The sequence below is a fragment of the Hahella sp. CR1 genome, assembly GCF_029813005.1.
GTDB lineage: Bacteria > Pseudomonadota > Gammaproteobacteria > Pseudomonadales > Oleiphilaceae > Hahella.
The window spans coordinates 95,269-114,294 of record NZ_JAPELK010000016.1 but is presented as its reverse complement, the minus strand read 5'-3'; the positions used below and the strand labels follow the sequence as shown (position 1 = coordinate 114,294).

Below are 19,026 nucleotides of genomic sequence, written 5' to 3'. Positions count from 1 at the left end.
ACTTCAGACTTCAGACTTCAGACTTCAGACTTCAGACTTCAGACTTCAGACTTCAGACTTCAGCTGCGCCTTTATTTTTTAAACGCGATTAAATGTTCTGCTTTCAGGCGAATGGCGACTTCCGCATCAATAGGGAAGTCCTGGTGGCTGGGCGTCAGCGCTTCCAGTTTGCGGCCAGAGCTGAGCAGTAGCCGATAGAGGGTTGAGGAGCCAGCGAATATCTTATCGATAATCTTGGCTTTTTGAGGGGAGGTATCGTCGAATACTAAGTCGTCAGGACGGATCAATACTTCGACAGTCTGCTGCGGATTCCAGGGGTAAGCCCTGTTGCCGCGAATGACGCCAAGCTCCGTTTCAACGCTGTCATGGGTGGTCAATACGCCGGGTAATAGGGCTCCGCGGCCGATAAAGTTGGCGACAAAGCGGTTGGCGGGCTCATGATACAGGTTATAGGGGGTATCCCACTGCTGTAAGCCTCCGCCGTGCAAAATGCCAACGTGATCAGCCATGGCGAAGGCTTCGTTTTGGTCGTGGGTCACCAAAATTGCGGTGATGTCCCGCTTTTTGAGTATTTCCCTGACGTCCAGGCTAAGGCGCGAGCGAAGTTCTGCATCCAGATTGGAGAAAGGCTCGTCCATTAGCAGCAGCACTGGGTCTGGCGCAAGTGCGCGAGCTAAGGCGACGCGTTGCTGCTGGCCTCCAGAAAGTTGGTGAGGGTAAGCATTCGCGTAAGCTGTCATACCGGTAAGCTCCAGCATGTCTTTCAGCTTTGCGTCTGCTTCCGTCGCACTGCAATTATGCAGGCCAAACCTGATATTTGCGGCGACGCTTAAGTGAGGGAAGAGCGCATAATCCTGGAATACCATGCCGACTTGGCGTTTCTCCGTCGGCACAGTGGCGGATGGCGTAGAAACAGGCGCGCCGTTTACTCTTACCTCTCCCGCAAAGACGGGCTGAAAGCCCGCCAATACACGCAGAACCGTCGTCTTGCCGCAGCCGCTGGGGCCTAGCAGGCTGGCTATTTCGCCTTTGTTCAGCTGAAAAGACAGATGAGATACGACAGCCTGATCACCATAGCCGCAGCTGAGGTCTTTGGCCTCCAGCAGAGGAGCGCTCGCCGCCATGTTAAACCTGCTTGCCGTAGAGCAGGAATTCCATGAGGGCCTTTTGCGCATGCAGGCGGTTCTCTGCTTCGTCCCAGACAACGGAGCGTTGGTCATCAAGCATGTCTGTGCTGATTTCCTCGCCTCGGTGTGCGGGCAAACAATGCATGAACAGCGCATCGGGCGCGGCTTTATTCATTAACTCAGGGGAAACCTGGAATTGGGAGAAAGCCTTTTCCCGCTCTGCCTGCTCTTGCTCTTGTCCCATGGAAGCCCATACGTCGGTAACGACCAAGTGGGCGCCTGCGACGGCGTCGGACGGGTTGCGAAATATTTTTACCCGGTCCGCATTCTGCTCTACTAACGACTGCATGGGCTCATATCCTTCAGGGCAGGCGACCGCCAGTTCAAACCCGAATTGGCGCGCAGCGTTGATGTATGAGTTGCACATATTGTTGCCGTCGCCAATCCAGGCGACTTTCCTGCCTCGGATAGAGCCTCTGTGTTCGACATGGGTCTGTATGTCTGCGAGAAGCTGGCAGGGGTGGTAGTCGTCAGTCAGCGCATTAATGACCGGTGCAGAAGAATACTTGGCGAAGAGTTCAAGTTTGCTGTGTTCAAAGGTGCGAATCATGATGATGTCGACCATGCGCGACAGAACCCGAGCGCTATCCTCAATAGGTTCTCCGCGGCCCAGCTGTGTATCGCGGGGCGAAAGAAATATGGCTGAGCCGCCCAACTGCGCCGCTCCCGCCTCAAAAGAGACGCGAGTACGAGTGGAGGACTTCTCAAAAATCATACCCAGAACCTGGCCTTGCATCGGCGTATAGGCCTGTTTGCTTTTATGCTTGGCTTTAAGCTGGATGGCCCGCTCAATCAGATATTCCAGTTCAGCCGGGGAAAAGTCACACAATGTCAGAAAATGTCTGATGCTCATGGTGCGTTACTCGCCATTTCAGTAGGTTTAAGTCAAATATAGAAGGAATGAAAGACGACGGCGGTCGCCTTTCAGTATGCACGGCTATAAACCTACCTTGGTTTTTTTCGATCGTCCGCTGCGTAGAGCTTGATCAGTCGCACCAGTGTCGTTACTAGATGTTCGGCTTCAACGTCCGTCATGGTCAGAGCAGGCAACAAACGGATAACGCGATCAGACGTGACATTGATCAGAAGTCCCACTGTTTGCGCCAGAGGAACTAATTCGGGGCAGGGCTCAGTCATTTCTATGCCGATCATCAAGCCCTTGCCGCGAATGTCCTTGATATATTCGGCGCCACCGAATTCCTGCTTCAGCTTGCTGAGGATTTGCTCGCCAAGAGTACGGGCTCTTTCGGTCAAATTGTTGCTTTGAATCGTCTTAATGACCGCCATCGCCGCTGCGCAGGCAAGTGGATTGCCGCCAAATGTCGAGCCATGAGAACCGGGATGGAACACTTCGGAAGCGACGCCTTTGGCCAGGCAGGCGCCAATAGGTACGCCATTACCCAGACCTTTGGCCGTTGTTACGACATCGGGGGCGATACCATAGTCCTGGTAAGCGAAGTAAGCGCCAGTGCGGCCGTTGCCGGTTTGCACTTCATCCAGCATCAGCAGCCAGCCTTTGGAGTCACATAGTTTTCTTACTGCATGAAGATATTCTACTGGCGCGATGTTAACGCCGCCTTCGCCCTGGATAGGCTCCATCATTACCGCGACAATATTATTGTTGGCGCGGGCGATATTCTCCAGGGTTTTCATATCGTTGTATGGCGCTCTAACGAAGCCTGACACCAATGGCTCAAATCCGGCCTGAACTTTGCGGTTGCCGGTTGCGCTCAATGTCGCGAGAGTGCGGCCGTGGAAAGAGTGATCCATGACGATGATTGAGGGGGATTCAATGCCCTTCTTTTTGCCGTATAGACGGGCAAGCTTGATGGCGGCTTCGTTGGCTTCGGCGCCGGAGTTGCAAAAGAAGACACTGTCCATACCGGCGACTTGGCACAATAGATCGCCCAGTTGTTGCTGTAGAGGAACCTGATAAAGATTGGAGCAGTGCAAAAGCTTCTTGGACTGGCTGCAAACTGCTTCGGAAACGGCAGGGTGCGCATGACCCAGTCCACATACGGCGATTCCGGTTACTGAGTCAAAATAGCGGTTGCCTTGAGTATCGTATAACCAGCAACCTTCTCCATGCGTAAAGGCGATGGGCAGTCTGCCATAAGTATTCATCAGGGTTGGACCGGCCATTTTCTTCGTCCTCTTATATACAACCTTAAACTCTATATATGGTTGAAAACCCTATATAACGCAAAAAGGCAGCCCCGGCTGCCTGTTCCAACAGCTATAGTATAGATAATTGTTACACATGGCAACGAAGCCCAGGGAGGCGCTGATCTGGCTCAAATTTCTAGATTAATAGACGATTATTTGCCCCTGAAGAAGTGTCTCTTTTCGCGTATACTTCCGCTCCAGAAGGGGCGAAGAGCCTTATTTTTTGCGCTCTATGTCGATGCCTGTTTAAATCGTCATCGCTAGCGCATAAAAACATAGTAAAATAGTCAACCAATCACTCAATGACTGTTATTAAAGGTTAGGTTTATGGATGTCATCGAAGTTATCAAAGAGCAATTGACCAGCAACCCTGTCATTCTTTTTATGAAGGGGTCGCCCAATGCTCCTCAGTGCGGATTCTCCGCTCGTACTGTTCAGGCGTTGATGGCCTGCGGTGAGAAATTTGCTTATGTGAATATTCTGGAGCATCCAGAAATTCGTGAAGCGCTGAAAACCTACTCTAACTGGCCGACCTATCCTCAGCTTTATATTAAAGGCGAGTTGGTAGGCGGGTGCGATATCGTCACTGAGTTGTACGAATCTGGCGAATTGCAGGGAATGGTGAAAGGCGCTGCAGTCGCAGAATAACCATTTCAAATATGCGGCTTTGGACCTGCAGCTATAGCTTAGCTGGCAGGGGTGTACAGGATTTGCACTAGATAACTGTATCCAAATACGCTGTCTGTAGAAGGTGGGCGTTGATAGGGGTTGGCGGCGTATGCGCTGCGAATCGCCGCAGCGTCCAGCTTCTCGTTCCCACTACTTCTCTCTACCTCCGCTTTAACTAGCATTCCTGTTTCTTGAAACTGCAACTTGAGCACGACCATGCGGGGCTCTGTGAGGTCGCTATATTCGTATTGATTGTTGTAGAGGCGATTTTGCGCCAAGTGGCGCACGAGGTATGGCCAAAAAGTCGAGTGTGTTGATGGTTGGCTTTTCAATAGCTCTAGGACGGATGCGTCCATCTCATATGTTTTGTTTTCTGGTTTATTGGGTTTCTTGTCGCCAGAGAGCGGCTCGCCTTTAAACAGGTCGCTCACCCAGTTCAGGTTAGTGCGATTTGCATTGCTGCGAGGTATTCCCGAGAAGGTGTCTTGTTGTGCGCCTTTCCATGGCGGCGTGTCGTCGACAATGTCCTTTGGCGTATCGGCTTGTGTGGGTTTGTTATTAGTTTGAGCTTCTGGGGCGGCGGGCGCTCGTGAGCTGAGAGTGACTGTAATTGTTGGGTTTTCTTTTGGTGGAAGCTGGATGGAAAATAGTAGAAAGAGTATGCCTGCGTGGGCGAGGATGGAGAAGAAAATAGCGTTGGTGGCGCGCGCGCCGTTAAATTCACTGTCAGACATAAAATACATAGAACTTGAGGTCTGCAGTGAATTTAACTTATTTCCCAGGGCGGTAGAAATGAGTTTCCGTCAGTTATGTGAAGCGGGTAGTCCTATTCCGCCTCACGCCGCCTTGCCTGACATCTTTCTCAGGTTGCCAATAACAGCATCCATCGCCCTGTCGAACAGGAGGCCTTCTTCCAGCGCTTTGATGCGCCCTTTACGTAATTCGTGAGCCAGTTCGCCTCGGGTCTTCTCGACGACTTTCAGTCCTAGGCGGTTAACGAATATGTAGGTGTCGGAGTCTTCGATCTTTGTGGACAGCTTGCATCTGAAGCGAGCGCCATTTACCAGAGAAAACTCAATCCAGGCTCCACACTCCATCTCGTCCACTTTGGCGAGATACTCCGCCAGTGCGGCGTCTTCGTACTCGCTCTGACGTTCTACTGCTGTTTTTGCGGCAGGAGTGAGTTTTTGTTCTATGACTACTGGGACCGATACGGGCGGCTTGGGTGCGTCATTCTGTGCGCTGGTTATAGACTGTTGCTTGAAGGTTTCTGTCAGCGCCTTCTTCAGTTCTCCCAGCATGTGCTCAAGCTTGGCTGAGTTGTAGGAAACCTCTTTCAAGCCAGCTTTGAGGTTTTTGAGTAACTGGGGAACAACTTTAACCCAGCGCTGTCTGGCTTCAACTTCGGCATGGGGCTGTAAGCACCAAGTTAGTTCATCCACCACTTTGGTGCACTGATTCAGGCGATGTTCCGTGTCTTCTTTTAAGTAAGCCAGGAACATAACGCGGCTCCAGCCGCCGCGAAGTAGTTCAACGGCAACAGGTGGGAGAGGTTGCGCAGCGATTTTCTCGCTGAGAATCTGTTCTACCACCTGATGGGCTTTATGGGACTTGACGCGGCCAATTTCCGCTTCTTTGGTCCTCTGCTCAACTAGTTTGGCCTTGCGTTCTTCGCGGCTTAAATATTGAGAGAACTCTTGGTATATCTCTTCGAAAAGCTCGCTTTCGCCGTTGAACTCCTCAAGGATGCGCTGAACGGCGCGGTGGATTTGTTCGTAGAGCTTGTCGCGTTTTTTCTCTGATGCGTCACTCCAGCCAATGCCTGCTTTCGCCAGTGCGTTTAACAGCTTGCGGGCAGGGTGAGATGGCTTGCTAAAGAAACTTTTGTCTCTGATTGCGACTTTGAGAATAGGAATTTGCAGGCGACTAATTAGAACCTGAATCGGAGCCGACAGGTTGTAGTCATCAAGGATGAACTCGAAAAGCATGGAGACCAAGTTGATGAGGTCTTCATCAACTTGATCAAGCGCTGTCGCCTTGCCTGACTTTTGGCTTTCTTCGGTCAGCAACCCTTGCACCGCTGAGCGCAGATCTAACGCTACGACGGGCCCTTCCGCCAGATTCTCAGTGCGAACGCTATGCTGCAAACGGGATAGGATTGAAAGTAAGTCGGCGTCTGCAATGAATTGCACGTTTCCTGGGGGCGGGGCTTGTCGTCCTCCGGCTCCAACGTTTGCGCCTTGTTGCTGCTCAGAAGAGTCTGAAGGCGTGTTCCTGAGCGCGGACAGTAGCTCTTGTACTTGACTAAAAACATCGCCTGCGCCGTCATGACTGTTTGCATCGCTTTGCGCTTCCAAAGGGCGGGCGGAGACGTCGGAAGTTGACCGGGGAGTGACGCGGGACTTTTTGGCTGTATATTTCAGGTTAGGCATAACACCCGCCTGAATCATTATTTTGTTGGCCTCTTCAAGACTCTCGACCAAGTTGCCCATTACATAGCGGTCGAATTGTTTATAAACGATCAGCTTTTCTTTTATTTCGATATCAAGACCGATACAGGCGTCGGAAAATGCCTTGCAGATATGCTCAGGGTCTAATGGGTTGACCGCATTTTCTTCATTGGTTTCGCCATACACACTGGATACGCGAGTCTGAAACTGCAATAGCGAGCCGGAGAAGTTAGCTCTTGCCTTGCTGATCATGCTGTTAATCGCGACGGACTCTTCCAGGGCGTCGTTCTGCACCAGACTCAGCACATCTACATCAACATTGTCGGACAATGTCTCGCTGGACTTGTGCTGAGAGGGGGGTTGATTGAACAGGCGTGCGAGTTCCTGCTGGAAGTGGTTTTCTATCCCCTTCCGTTTTATCCGGATCTCACGCATGGCTTCGAAATAGCGATTCTGCTCATTATTTGTATGAGCGTGATTCGCTAGTTCAAAGAAAGAATCATCAACACCATCGAACATGCTGTTGAGGAAGTTAAGGAGCATTGAGATGGAGTGATCGCGAATACGCGTAAGCAACTGCTCATCCGCGGGCTTTGGGTGAGCCTTCACGCGCTCGCGAATGTAACTTACACCGCTCCCCTTATTCATAAACTTCTCCTGTTGCACCCAAATGGGGCGTCAAAAACAAGCTGACAACAGATATTGTTATTTTTTTTGGGTATGAGTTTGGCGGTGAGTCGTTATAATAATTGCCGTCTATTTTACGGCTTTATATACAAAAATCTACCATAAGTTACTAAAACGGTCTTGCCATCTTAGGCTGTATTGCGCCGTTTTAGTCTATTCTATGCGGTCGCCCCTAGAGTCGACCGCATAGGTAAAGGCGTTAATAGCTTCAGTTCGTATAAACCGGACCGATGCCAACGCTCCAAATGACAACACTGGTGGCGATTAAAGCTACAAGCATAACCAGACCAACGGTCAGAACGCTTGTGGCGAACATAAAGCCTCTTTCTTTAGGGATTTTCATCAGAATCGGTAGACCTTCGTAAAGAAGATATACAGAGTACGATACCCCGACTAATCCTGCGAACATGTCTACCCAAATATTGGGGTAAACGGCTATGGCTCCCATAATAAATAATGGTGTTGCTGCGTATGCAGCCAGCTCAATACCTCTGGGCGCATTTTTGTCCACGCCATAAGTAATTGCCATGAAGTCGATGAATTTGCCCAGAATATAGATTCCGGACAGCATCGCCACGTAGAAAAGCGCGCATAAGTTAAAGGCGCTTACTTGAGTTAGCTTGACGGTTTCTTCGCTGCCAATGGTCCAGCCCACTTGCGTGGAGCCGATATAAGCGGCGATGGTTGGAATTAAGGCCAGTAATAGCGTGTGTTGTACGTACAGTCGCCCGGTTGTGGCGCGCTCTTCGCGTATTGACAGCCATTCCTGATCTGGATGCGTGAAAAGACCTAACGTGTGGCCCAGGATCATATAGGAAGCCTCCTTCTTATTTTTATGGTCACTATTACTTCATAGTGTTCCGGCTATTTTTAGTCAAGAAGTAGCTTATATTTTGATCTTTTAAGCGATTTTTTTTTATTCGCTAACTGCATATGGAGGGGCGCCGGACATTGATTTGAATGAGTTTCCGGCGCGTATTATTTACTGTTGGGCGGCTTTTTTCTTTTTGCTGCTCTTTGGAGGGGCGAATGGGTCGTGGACGATGGCGGCCTTAACGACATTGTCTTTGACCTGTTTGATTTCCACATTGTACCCGTGCAGCTTAAGGCATGTTGGATTCTCTGGAATGGTCTCCAGCAGTTCCATGATAAGTCCGTTTAGCGTTTTGGGGCCGTCGGTGGGAAGTCTCCACCCCAGTATTTTGTTGATCGTGCGGATTGTCGCAAAGCCATCGATCATGTAACGGTTGTCGTCCATTGGCGTGATGTCTGGGCTGGTGGCGGCGATATCGGTGGTGAACTCTCCGACAATCTCTTCCAGTATATCTTCCAGGGTGGCTATGCCTTGTACGTCGCCGTATTCGTCTACAACAACCGCAATTCGCCGCTTTTCTTTCTGGAAGTTAAAAAGCTGGGTGTTTAGCGGAGTGCCTTCTGGAATGAAGTAGGGCTCACGGCAGCTTTGCATGATCATCGCCTTGTTTATCTCGTTCTGAGTGAGAAATTTGGCGGCATTGCGGAGGTGGAGGATGCCTATAATGTTGTTTATATCCCCCCGGTAGACTGGCAGTCGGGTGTGTTGAGCTGATCTTAGTTGTTCGACAATCTCATCAATGTCGTCCTCTATGTCGATCCCCGTAATTTCATTTCGTGGGATCATGATGTCCTCTATGGTGACTTTCTCCAGATCCAGGATGCTCAGAAGCATTTGTCTGTGTCGTTTTGGGATGCGGACTCCCGCCTCGTGAACCAAGGTGCGTAGCTCTTCGCGAGACAAGTGGTCAGATCCTGCCTGAGACTCGGTGACTCCAAATAGGCGCAATAGCGAGTTGGAGGCGATATTGACGCACCGTACAAAGGGATAAAGGAGCTTTAGGAGAGGGATTAGCGCTACTGAGGCGGGAAATGCTACTCGCTCCGGGTAGAGGGCGGCGAGCGTTTTGGGTGTAACCTCAGAAAAAACCAGGATAGTTATTGTCAATGCTGATGTGGCGATAGCAACGCCGGCGTCTCCCCATAGGCGGGTAGCAATAACGGTGGCGATTGCGGAGGCGAGTATGTTGACGAAGTTATTGCCTATCAGAATGACGCCGATTAGCTGGTCTGGACGCTGCAGTAAGGTGTTCGCGCGTTTTGCGCCTTTGTGTCCGTTTTTGGCCATGTGCCTTAAACGATAGCGGTTCAGGGTCATCATTCCTGTTTCTGAGCCGGAAAAGAACCCAGAGAGGGCTATCAGGATGATCAATACTACGAAAAGAAAAGTGGTGGATAAGTCGTTCAAGGGGAGCGTTAAACCGTTTGTTGTGATTACGAAGTCATCATAGAAACGCTTGGGGGCGTGTCAAGATCAGATTTTGGGTTGAATGATAAACTCTAAAGCGATCTTGCTGCCCAGAAACCCTAGGGCTAGCAGTAAGCATCCGCCAATTGTCAGTCTGGCGGCGAGCAAGCCTCTCCAGCCCCATAGGTTACGGCCAACGGCCAAGAGAGCGAAGATAAGCCAGGATAAAATCGAAAGCGCTGTCTTGTGGACCAAATGTTGTGCGAACAGGTCCTCCACAAAAAAGCTACCAGTTATTATCGCCATAGTGAGAAGGATCAGGCCTGTCCAGATCATCTCAAATAAAATATCTTCGGTGGTTTGAAGAGGGGGGAGCGCTTTTACAAGTCGGCTGGTCATGTGAGACTTCAGCTGCTTGTTTTGGGCATAGAGAAGTAAGGCTTGTAATCCGGCCAGACTAAATACGGAGTATGCAATCACTGATAAGGTGATGTGCGCCATGAGCCCCACGTGTCCGGGCTCTACCACCTGAGTGGGGCCTTTAAAGCTGACGGCTGCAATGACTGTTATGATCGCTATGGGGTAAATTAGCAGCTTCAGGTTGTGTACGGGTTTTATGTATGCGAAGGAAACAATCAAAGCGCTGAGGAATAGGCTGATTATTGAGATGATTTTGAAAAAGCCGAAATCTGCTCCGAGAGAGGTTGAGCTCAGTAGCCAAACGCTAACTGCGTGCGCTGCGACAGCCAGAAAGCCAATGGCTCCGGCCAAGTGCGGGCGTTGTGGTGTCTTGCCCTCGTAAACAGCGTATTGAAAGGCTGTGGCGACAGTGTAAAAAACGGTGGCGACTATGCTAAGGGTGACAACGCTCATTAAATGTCAGTCATGTCGGCTGGGGTGTGTTAGCTGTTTTGGCCCTGCTGGTTGTTGTCTTTGTTTATGGAAATGAGGCGCTTTGGCATATTCTTGCGCTTACTTAAAAGCGCCGAAAGTCGCCTAATAAACAAAGAGTTGGAAAAATAGGTTTCGGCTGGGTCCATTTGTTAGATGAAGTATGCCGTAGGGTTGGATATAATCCAAGCCCTTTTACGACATACCTGATTATTAAGGGGAACGCTATATGTTTGATAGTCTGACGGAAAGGTTGTCCGACAGCCTAAAAAAGATTACCGGCCAGGCGAAACTAACTGAAGACAACATCAAGGAAACTCTCAGGGAAGTTCGCATGGCTTTGCTGGAGGCTGATGTTGCTCTCCCCGTCGTAAAAGAATTCGTAGATAGCGTTAAAGCGAAGGCCGTAGGTCAGGACGTGATGCGAAGCCTGACGCCGGGGCAGGAGTTTATTCGCGTTGTGCAGAATGAGCTTATTGCTGTCATGGGGCAGGCGAATGAAGACTTGAATCTTAATTGCCAGCCTCCAGCCGTGATTTTGATGGCGGGCTTGCAGGGCGCTGGTAAAACGACGTCTGTGGGTAAGTTGGCGCGGTTCCTAAAGGAGCGTCGCAAAAAATCTGTCATGGTGGTGAGTGCGGACGTATATCGTCCCGCCGCTATTAAACAGCTGGAAACCTTGGCGGGGGATGTCGGGGTTAATTTCTTCCCGAGCACTGCTGACCAAGATCCCGTTGATATTGCAAGTGCGGCAATTGCTGAGGCTCGCAAGCGTTTTAATGACGTGGTGATTGTTGATACGGCGGGGCGGTTGCATATTGACGCGGATATGATGTCCGAAATCAAGCGTCTGCATGCTGCAGTCAATCCGATTGAAACTTTATTTGTTGTTGACGCCATGACGGGGCAGGATGCGGCGAATACCGCTAAGGCGTTCAATGATGCTCTGCCTTTGACTGGCGTGATTTTGACGAAGGCGGATGGTGATGCTCGTGGCGGCGCCGCCTTGTCTGTGCGTTCTATTACTGGCAAACCCATCAAATTCATGGGGATGGGGGAGAAAGTTGAGGCCTTAGAGCCGTTTCATCCAGATCGAGTGGCGTCAAGAATCCTTGGTATGGGGGATGTGCTCTCTCTTATAGAGGAGGCTGAGCGCAAGCTTGATAAGAAGAAGGCTGAGAAGCTCGCCAAGAAAGTTATAAAAGGGAAGTCCTTTGATCTCGAAGATTTCCGTGACCAACTACAGCAAATGAAAAATATGGGCGGAATGGCTGGCATGCTGGATAAGTTGCCGGGAATGGGGCAAATCTCTCAAGTTGCGCAACAGCATATGAACGATAAGATGTTTGTGCATATGGAGGCGTTGATAAATTCAATGACTCCGCATGAGCGGCGGTTTCCGGATGTTGTAAGCAATTCGCGCAAGCGTCGGATTGCCATGGGGGCTGGTCTGCAAATTCAAGACGTGAATCGCCTTCTTAAGCAGCACAAGCAAATGCAGAAGATGATGAAAAAGTTTAGTAAGAAGGGTGGCGTCATGAATATGATGCGGGGAATGGGAGGAATGATGCCTCCTGGTGGTGGAATGCCTCCAATGGGGCGCATGAGGTAGTTCTGGCGTCTAATTGCCAGGGAGCAAACAAAAAGGTTTTCAATGCTTGAATTATTGCGTAGAATATGCGCCCTTTCAGGTGTTGAGCCAACAACATTGGTTTATTTACAACAGGATTCAAACTGAGATGGTTACAATTCGACTAGCGCGTGGCGGTTCAAAAAAACGTCCTTTTTATCACCTTAACGTGACTGATAGCAGAAACGCCCGTGACGGCCGTTTCATTGAGCGTGTAGGTTTCTTCAATCCCACTGCGCGCGGTAACGACGAGCGTGTCCGTGTAGACGCAGAGCGTCTGCAGTTCTGGGTTGAGCGTGGCGCTCAGATGTCTGATCGCGTTCGTGATCTGGTGAAGGCCAGCGCTTAAGCAGGTTGGTGAAGCACGCCGATGAATGAGAAAATTTGCATAGGCAAAATCGTCGGTGTGTATGGCGTAAAAGGTTGGCTGAAAGTTCATTCTTTCACGTCGCCACCGGAGAATATGCTTCGGTACGCTAATTGGGAATTGGTGCGCGAAGATGGAAATCGCTCGGGCGCAAAGCTTCGATCTGGTAAGCCTCAGGGTAAAGGGATCGTTATTGCGCTAGCTGGCGTGGATGATCGAGATATGGCAAAAAACTATGTTGGTTGTCAGATTGAGATTGAGCCGTCAGAGCTTCCAGTTTTGGAAGAGGGTGAATTCTATTGGCGTCAATTGGAAGGGCTCACCGTTGTTACCTCTGAAGGGGTAAATATAGGGCGGGTGAGTCATTTGATTGAAACTGGCGCTAATGATGTGCTTGTCGTTGCAGGATCTGCGGAAAGCATTGATAAGCGTGAGCGGCTAATTCCTTACTTGCCAGGCCAATTCATAGAGAATATTGATCTGGATAAGAATTTAATGGTTGTTGACTGGGATCCGGATTTTTAAAGTGTGGTTTGGCGTCATAACTTTATTTCCGGAAATGCTGAAGTCGGTTACGGACTTTGGCGTGGTGGGCAAGGCTATCAAGCAGAGTTCGATAGAAGTTTGCTCTTGGAATCCCAGGGATTACGCAACCGATAACTATCGCACGGTAGATGATAGGCCGTATGGCGGTGGTCCTGGAATGCTGATGAAGGTGGAGCCTTTAGAGGCTGCATTAAATGCGGCGAAGTCTGTGGCTCCTGCGGGAAGTAAAGTTATTTATCTGTCTCCTCAGGGGAGGCGAATAGATCAAGCTTTGGTTCGCTCGGCGTTAAATGTCCCAGGATTGATTCTTCTGTGTGGTCGTTACGAAGGGATTGATGAAAGATTGATTGAGGATGAAGTCGACGAAGAGTGGTCTTTGGGTGACTTTGTTCTTAGTGGTGGCGAGATTGCCGCTATGGCTATTATCGATAGTGTTTCTCGGCTTGCGCCAGGAGTGCTCGGTCACAATGAGTCTGCTGAGCAGGACTCTTTCGAGAATAGCTTGCTGGATTGTCCTCATTACACGAGACCAGAGGTATATCGCGATAAGCGGGTTCCTGAGGTTTTGTTGAGTGGCAATCATGAAAAGATTAGGCGTTGGAGGTTGGAGCAGTCTTTGCTTAGAACGCTTCAGCGCAGACCCGATTTGCTCGAGCAGCGTGAGCTATCCGAAGAAGAAGCTCAAATCATACAAGAGTTGCGGCGCGGGCAGTTAATATCAGAAACGTAGGATTACTTCGGATTAGTTAGGAGCGAGCCATGAGCAGCAAAAACACAATCATTAGCCAGCTTGAAGCTGAGCAAATGACTAAAGAAATCCCAGAGTTTGCTCCGGGTGATACAGTAACTGTAAGTGTGAAAGTAGTCGAAGGCTCTCGTGAGCGTCTGCAGGCTTTCGAAGGTGTTGTGATCGCAAAAAGAAACCGTGGTCTGAACTCTTCTTTTACTGTTCGTAAAGTTTCATATGGTGTTGGTGTGGAGAGAACTTTCCAGACTCACAGCCGTTTGGTCGACAGCATCAACGTGAAGCGTCGTGGCGACGTTCGCAAGGCTAAGTTGTATCACCTTCGTGATCTTAGCGGTAAGGCTGCTCGCATCAAAGAGAAGTTGGATTAATTCCGGCTTCGGTTTATTCAAAAAAGGGCGGTCAGTTGATCGCCCTTTTTTGTTTGTGGTCAGGCTGGAAGTTTGAAAAGGAAAGATGACTAGTAATATGAGTTTTTCGCAGGCTTGCCAGGGAGTTATCGATAGATTCTTGGAGATGTTGTGGCTGGAGCAGGGGCTGTCTGAAAACACAAGGATGTCCTACCGGTCGGATCTTGTGCGCTTGGCGGAATGGCTAGCGAGAAGTGAAAAAACGCTTATTGAAGCTTCTCGGGAAGATTTATTTTCCTTTTTGGCTGCCAGTATGCAGAAAGGCGCTAAGAGCGCTTCTTCAGCTCGTATGTTGTCGACATTGAGAAAATTCTATCGCTATCTGTTGAGGGAGGGGGTTATTCGGGAGGATCCGACGTTAAGGATTGAGCACCCCAAAGTGGGGCGGCTATTGCCAGGTGCGATATCTGAGGCTGAAGTGGATAGGTTGCTGGCGGAGCCGGATATTTCGTTGCCGATTGAAGCCCGGGATAAAGTGATGTTGGAAGTGTTGTACGCTAGCGGATTGCGGGTGTCAGAGCTGATTGGGCTTCAGCTTTATCAGGTTAACTTGAGGCAGGGGGTGTTGCGTGTCGTTGGAAAGGGGGATAAGGAAAGACTGACTCCTTTGGGGGAGCAAGCGATAGAGCAATTAGAGGCCTATATCAAAGGTGTTCGGCCCGAATTGACGGGGGGGCGAGAAGATGGCGTCCTTTTCCCGAGTTTGCGTGGCGGGGGGATGACGAGGCAAACCTTCTGGTATCGTATCAAGCTATATGCGTCACGCAGTGGGATTGCTAAGAACATAACGCCACATACACTTCGTCACGCATTCGCCACTCACTTACTGAATCATGGAGCGGATCTGCGCGTGGTCCAATTGCTTCTTGGGCATAGTGACTTATCTACTACCCAGATATATACCCATGTGGCCAAGGCGCGGCTGCAGCAACTGCATTCAAAACATCACCCTCGTTCCTGATTTTATGAGTACTTGCTTCATTTGGGAATGGGCCTGAAAGGGTTAGGTTAAATCTATTTCACGTTACACAATTGACCTAGTTTTGATAGGAACATTTGTGTAATTTTAGGGTCTAACTATATATTCAAGAACGGATGAAGGTATATTCATGCACGTAATGCGCCCTTTTGTATTGGTATTAATGGCACTGTCGGTCGCTTTCGGAGCGCGCGCCGACGAGCAGCAAGAGCAAGCCGTGAAAGTGATCAAGCAACGGTTGGCTGAGGCTGTGCCTGGGCTGAAAATCCTAAAGGTTAGCCCTAGCCCAATACCGGGAGTGTATGAAGTGGAGTCCAATAATCCGCAGCTGCTTTACACCAGCGCCGATGGGCAATATTTCGTGGCGGGTGATATCTACCAGGTGAGCGAGGGGCGCATCACTAACTTGGCGGAGCGCCGGCGTGAAGAGACACGCGCAGAGTTGGTCAACTCGATTGATGAGTCAAAAATGATCGTATTCAAGCCCGAAGTGGTGAAGGCTTCTATCACTGTATTTACGGACGTGGACTGCGGATACTGTCGGAAGCTGCATAAGGAAATTCCTCGTTTAAATGAGCTGGGCGTGCAAGTTAACTATTTGGCTTATCCTCGTGCGGGCGTAGGGTCGGGAAGCTATCAAAAAATGGTTTCCGTTTGGTGTGCTGATGACCAGCAGACTGCTCTGACAGAAGCGAAACTAGGGAAAACTCCGGCTTCCAAGGACTGTAAAAATCCAGTCGCAGATCAATATAATTTGGGGAATCAGATTGGTATTAGCGGGACTCCAGCCATCGTGCTGCATGATGGTCGCTTGATTCCAGGATATGTGCCTGCTGACTCTCTTGCTAAAGGCTTGGGGTTGGAAGTTAAGTAGTAGAAGTTTGGCTAGCGGAAGTGAGACATTCTCTTCCGCTAGCAGCGAAAGTTTTTCTCGTCCTTCCTTATTTCACACTCCCTTTCAATATTGTTGCATCTTTGAGCTCCCCCGGGAGATAGCCCCTCTTTTTGGCACGCTCGGAATTCCATGCTTAGTTCATAATTACTCAGTCCAGTAAAAGGTGTGCTGCTATCGCATCCAGCGAGAAGCAATGGAACGAAAAGAAGAGCTCTTGATAAGCAATACTTAGCTGATTTTCTGGTTTGAGTGGCCATCTATATTTCCGTAATGCCAGTCTGCGCCAAAAGGAATTAATTAACAGGTTAGCCGCTGTTTTCTGGTGGCGCCATATCCTGTGATCAGGTTGTGTCAGGGTGAGTTAAGACCCCTTGCTCTCCTTGTAAAATAAGAGCTGCGCTGCGTTGACACACTCCGGGGGGCGGGTTATCGTGGCCTGTTCCCAATATTGTATTCATCTTAATCATCGCCCTCTGGCCGTTCAGGAGATCGTAATGGAATTTCCGCGCATCAGTCGCTTGCCGCCCTATGTTTTTAACATTGTTGGGGAGCTCAAGCAGCAGGCGCGAGCGAGGGGGGAGGATATTATTGACTTTGGCATGGGGAACCCTGACCAACCAACCCCTAAGCATATAGTCGACAAGTTGACTGAAACTGTGCAGAGGGATGATACGCATCGTTACTCTCAGTCCAAGGGTATCCCCAGGCTAAGAAAGGCCATTGCCGGATGGTATAAAAACCGCTTTGATGTGGATTTGGACCCTGAGAAAGAAGCGATAGTCACCATTGGCTCGAAAGAGGGGCTTGCTCACTTGGCCTTGGCGACAATGGGGCCAGGAGATGCCGTGCTGGTGCCAAACCCGAGCTACCCGATTCATCCTTATGGGTTTGTCATTGCTGGCGCAGATATTCGACATATCCCACTGGGCGAGGATACGGATGCTTTTTTCACTGAGTTGGAAAAGGCGATTCTCGATTCATGGCCCCGCCCCAAAATGCTGGTCTTGAACTTCCCTGGCAACCCCACTTCCCAGTGTGTTGAATTGGACTTTTTCGAAAAAGTCATTGCCATCGCCCGAGAGCATAAAATCTGGGTTGTGCAGGATATCGCTTATGCGGATATCGTATTTGACGGTTATAAAGCACCTTCGATTTTGCAAGTTCCTGGGGCGAAGGAAGTGGCGGTGGAATTCTTCTCTCTGTCTAAAAGCTATAATATGCCTGGCTGGCGCGTTGGATTCTGTTGTGGAAACGCAGAACTGATAGCAGCTTTGGCTCGCATTAAGTCTTATCTGGATTACGGTACTTTTACCCCGATTCAAGTGGCGGCGATTGCTGCATTGGAGGGCGATCAGGCTTGTGTGGAAGAAATCCGAGCGATGTATCAGTCCCGTCGCGACGTACTATGCCGGGGTTTGGACAGTATTGGCTGGGATGTAACTCCGCCTAAAGCAACCATGTTCGTTTGGGCGAAAATTCCTGAACACTATCGCCACATGGGGTCACTGGAGTTTTCTAAAAAGCTGTTGCTGGAGGCGAAGGTGGCGGTATCTCCAGGTCTTGGCTTTGGGCATTATGGCGATGAGTACGTGCGTTTCGCACTGATTGAAAACGAACATCGTACGCGGCAGGCGATCCGTGGCATTAAGGCGATGTTTCGTAAAGATGGTTTGATACTGGACTAAGGCACTCTTAAATGCGCCATAGTAAGCGCGTAATGTTGTGGAGACGTGGTAGATGAAAATAGCTATTTGTGGATTGGGCACTGTAGGTAGTGGAACTTTTAACGTGCTGGCGCGCAATGGTGTTGATATTGCGGCGCGTGCGGGTATGGCTATTGAAGTAATCCGTGTCGCATCCCGTCGGATGAATCCGGCTTGTGAGCTGGACTCAACGCAATTTACCACTGATATCTTCGCTGTAACTTCTGACCCTGAAGTTGAGGTCGTTGTTGAGCTGCTTGGCGGCACGACAATCGCGAAAGAGTTGATCCTCAAAGCGATCGAGAACGGCAAACATGTGGTTACCGCCAACAAGGCGTTAATTGCAGAGCATGGCGGCGAAATTTTTGAGTTGGCTGCGCGCAAGGGCGTCACAGTGGCGTTTGAAGCGGCTGTGGCTGGTGGCGTGCCGGTGATCAAGGCGCTGCGTGAGGGCCTTGCTGCAAACCGAATCAACTGGCTGGCTGGAATTATTAACGGTACTGGCAACTTCATTTTGACGGAAATGCGTGACAAAGGTCGCGCGTTTGAGGATGTGCTGAAAGAGGCGCAAGCCTTAGGATATGCTGAAGCAGACCCGACATTTGATGTGGAAGGCATTGACGCTGCGCATAAGCTGACCATTTTGGCGTCCGTTGCATTCGGTATTCCGCTGCAATTCAAGCGCGCCTATACGGAAGGCATCAGTGCGATTGCGCCGGAAGACGTTCAGTATGCGGAAGAGTTCGGTTACCGCATCAAGCACTTGGGCATAGCGAGACGTTTGGAACACGGTGTTGAGCTACGTGTACATCCAACGTTGGTGCCAGAAACTCAGCTGATCGCAAAAGTCGATGGCGTTATGAACGCCGTGATGGTCGACGGCGACGCTGTGGGGCCGACTTTGTATTACGGCGCTGGCGCTGGCGCTGAGGCTACAGCGTCTGCGGTAGTTGCAGACTTAGTGGATATCGCCAGGGCGTCGCGTCAAGGCGTGGCGGTTGGCGTTCCTTCTCTGGGGCATAACCCTGAGCACCTCAATGATCTTGAGGTGGTTCCAGTGGAGGAAGTTGTTAGCGCTTATTATTTGCGCATTCTTGTGCAGGATCATCCTGGAGTGCTGGCCAATGTCGCTCAGATTCTGAGTGAACACAGCATCAATATTGAGTCGATTGTGCAGAAGGAAAGCGAGCAGCATGACGGGCTGATCCCCATGATTATGCTGACTCACCGGGTGCAGGAAATGAATATGAATCATGCCTTGGCGGTGATCGAGGCGCTCCCTGATGTGGTTGGCAAAGTGACGCGTATTCGCGTTGAATCATTCAGTTGAATAAATATAGAAAGCCTTGCCGGTGCAGGGTTTTCGATTAACAGTATTAGATGAACGCGCAGCGCGGTAATTGGCGTTGCGCTAAAGGCA

Annotated in this window: 18 protein-coding genes; 10 read left to right on the top strand and 8 right to left on the bottom strand. The window is 50.0% G+C overall.

Annotated features, from left to right (window positions below; genetic code table 11):
* Positions 1-71: 71 nt before the first annotated feature.
* The 3 genes from ONV78_RS27840 to ONV78_RS27830 all read right to left on the bottom strand — a co-directional run bounded on the left by ONV78_RS27840 (position 72) and on the right by ONV78_RS27830 (position 3,329).
* A complete protein-coding gene (locus tag ONV78_RS27840) occupies positions 72-1,124 on the bottom strand; it encodes an ABC transporter ATP-binding protein (protein WP_279507798.1) in 1,053 nt (350 codons plus the stop codon).
* Between the two features lies 1 nt (position 1,125).
* Positions 1,126-2,040: an ornithine carbamoyltransferase gene (gene argF, locus ONV78_RS27835; RefSeq protein WP_279507797.1), complete on the bottom strand. Its 915-nt coding sequence runs from the start codon at positions 2,038-2,040 to the stop codon at positions 1,126-1,128.
* A 92-nt stretch (positions 2,041-2,132) separates the two neighbouring features.
* Positions 2,133-3,329 (bottom strand): aspartate aminotransferase family protein, encoded by a 1,197-nt coding sequence (locus ONV78_RS27830; protein WP_216738512.1) that lies wholly within the window; start codon positions 3,327-3,329, stop codon positions 2,133-2,135.
* A 351-nt stretch (positions 3,330-3,680) separates the two neighbouring features.
* Here ONV78_RS27830 and grxD point away from each other — a divergent pair, with 351 nt between their 5' ends.
* Positions 3,681-4,001: a Grx4 family monothiol glutaredoxin gene (grxD, locus tag ONV78_RS27825; protein WP_127972779.1), complete on the top strand. Its 321-nt coding sequence runs from the start codon at positions 3,681-3,683 to the stop codon at positions 3,999-4,001.
* Between the two features lie 38 nt (positions 4,002-4,039).
* Here the strand turns inward: grxD and ONV78_RS27820 are convergent, their stop codons facing one another.
* The 5 genes from ONV78_RS27820 to ccsA all read right to left on the bottom strand — a co-directional run bounded on the left by ONV78_RS27820 (position 4,040) and on the right by ccsA (position 10,313).
* Positions 4,040-4,765 (bottom strand): TonB C-terminal domain-containing protein, encoded by a 726-nt coding sequence (locus tag ONV78_RS27820; RefSeq protein WP_279507796.1) that lies wholly within the window; start codon positions 4,763-4,765, stop codon positions 4,040-4,042.
* Between the two features lie 93 nt (positions 4,766-4,858).
* The gene (locus ONV78_RS27815; RefSeq protein WP_279507795.1) at positions 4,859-7,120 is read right to left on the bottom strand and encodes a DUF1631 domain-containing protein; all 2,262 of its coding nucleotides are present in this window, start codon (positions 7,118-7,120) and stop codon (positions 4,859-4,861) included.
* A 247-nt stretch (positions 7,121-7,367) separates the two neighbouring features.
* Positions 7,368-7,970, bottom strand: a complete 603-nt coding sequence (locus tag ONV78_RS27810) for a Yip1 family protein (RefSeq protein ID WP_216738509.1) — start codon at positions 7,968-7,970, stop codon at positions 7,368-7,370.
* Between the two features lie 171 nt (positions 7,971-8,141).
* Positions 8,142-9,440 carry an HlyC/CorC family transporter gene (locus tag ONV78_RS27805; RefSeq protein ID WP_279507794.1) on the bottom strand — a complete coding sequence of 433 codons (1,299 nt, stop codon included), beginning with the start codon at positions 9,438-9,440 and terminating at the stop codon, positions 8,142-8,144.
* 66 nt (positions 9,441-9,506) lie between these two features.
* Positions 9,507-10,313, bottom strand: coding sequence for a cytochrome c biogenesis protein CcsA (gene ccsA, locus ONV78_RS27800; RefSeq protein ID WP_279507793.1), 807 nt, complete (start codon positions 10,311-10,313; stop codon positions 9,507-9,509).
* Between the two features lie 247 nt (positions 10,314-10,560).
* Between ccsA and ffh the strand changes: the two genes are divergently transcribed.
* From ffh to ONV78_RS27755, 9 genes are all read left to right on the top strand, one after another.
* Positions 10,561-11,943, top strand: coding sequence for a signal recognition particle protein (gene ffh / locus ONV78_RS27795; protein WP_216738507.1), 1,383 nt, complete (start codon positions 10,561-10,563; stop codon positions 11,941-11,943).
* Between the two features lie 127 nt (positions 11,944-12,070).
* Positions 12,071-12,310 carry a 30S ribosomal protein S16 gene (gene rpsP, locus ONV78_RS27790; RefSeq protein WP_216738506.1) on the top strand — a complete coding sequence of 80 codons (240 nt, stop codon included), beginning with the start codon at positions 12,071-12,073 and terminating at the stop codon, positions 12,308-12,310.
* A 21-nt stretch (positions 12,311-12,331) separates the two neighbouring features.
* Positions 12,332-12,853 (top strand): ribosome maturation factor RimM, encoded by a 522-nt coding sequence (rimM, locus tag ONV78_RS27785; protein ID WP_279507792.1) that lies wholly within the window; start codon positions 12,332-12,334, stop codon positions 12,851-12,853.
* A 1-nt stretch (position 12,854) separates the two neighbouring features.
* A complete protein-coding gene (gene trmD, locus ONV78_RS27780; RefSeq protein ID WP_279507791.1) occupies positions 12,855-13,604 on the top strand; it encodes a tRNA (guanosine(37)-N1)-methyltransferase TrmD in 750 nt (249 codons plus the stop codon).
* A 29-nt stretch (positions 13,605-13,633) separates the two neighbouring features.
* Positions 13,634-13,990 carry a 50S ribosomal protein L19 gene (gene rplS, locus ONV78_RS27775; RefSeq protein WP_127972772.1) on the top strand — a complete coding sequence of 119 codons (357 nt, stop codon included), beginning with the start codon at positions 13,634-13,636 and terminating at the stop codon, positions 13,988-13,990.
* A 97-nt stretch (positions 13,991-14,087) separates the two neighbouring features.
* On the top strand, positions 14,088-14,990 hold the full coding sequence (gene xerD / locus ONV78_RS27770; protein ID WP_279507790.1) for a site-specific tyrosine recombinase XerD: 903 nt from the start codon (positions 14,088-14,090) through the stop codon (positions 14,988-14,990).
* A 148-nt stretch (positions 14,991-15,138) separates the two neighbouring features.
* Positions 15,139-15,882, top strand: a complete 744-nt coding sequence (locus ONV78_RS27765) for a DsbC family protein (protein ID WP_216738502.1) — start codon at positions 15,139-15,141, stop codon at positions 15,880-15,882.
* Positions 15,883-16,397: 515 nt separating this feature from the next.
* Positions 16,398-17,588 carry an alanine transaminase gene (alaC, locus tag ONV78_RS27760; RefSeq protein ID WP_279507789.1) on the top strand — a complete coding sequence of 397 codons (1,191 nt, stop codon included), beginning with the start codon at positions 16,398-16,400 and terminating at the stop codon, positions 17,586-17,588.
* A 52-nt stretch (positions 17,589-17,640) separates the two neighbouring features.
* Entirely contained in the window at positions 17,641-18,936 is a 1,296-nt protein-coding gene (locus tag ONV78_RS27755) for a homoserine dehydrogenase (RefSeq protein ID WP_216738500.1), read from the top strand.
* Positions 18,937-19,026 lie beyond the last annotated feature (90 nt).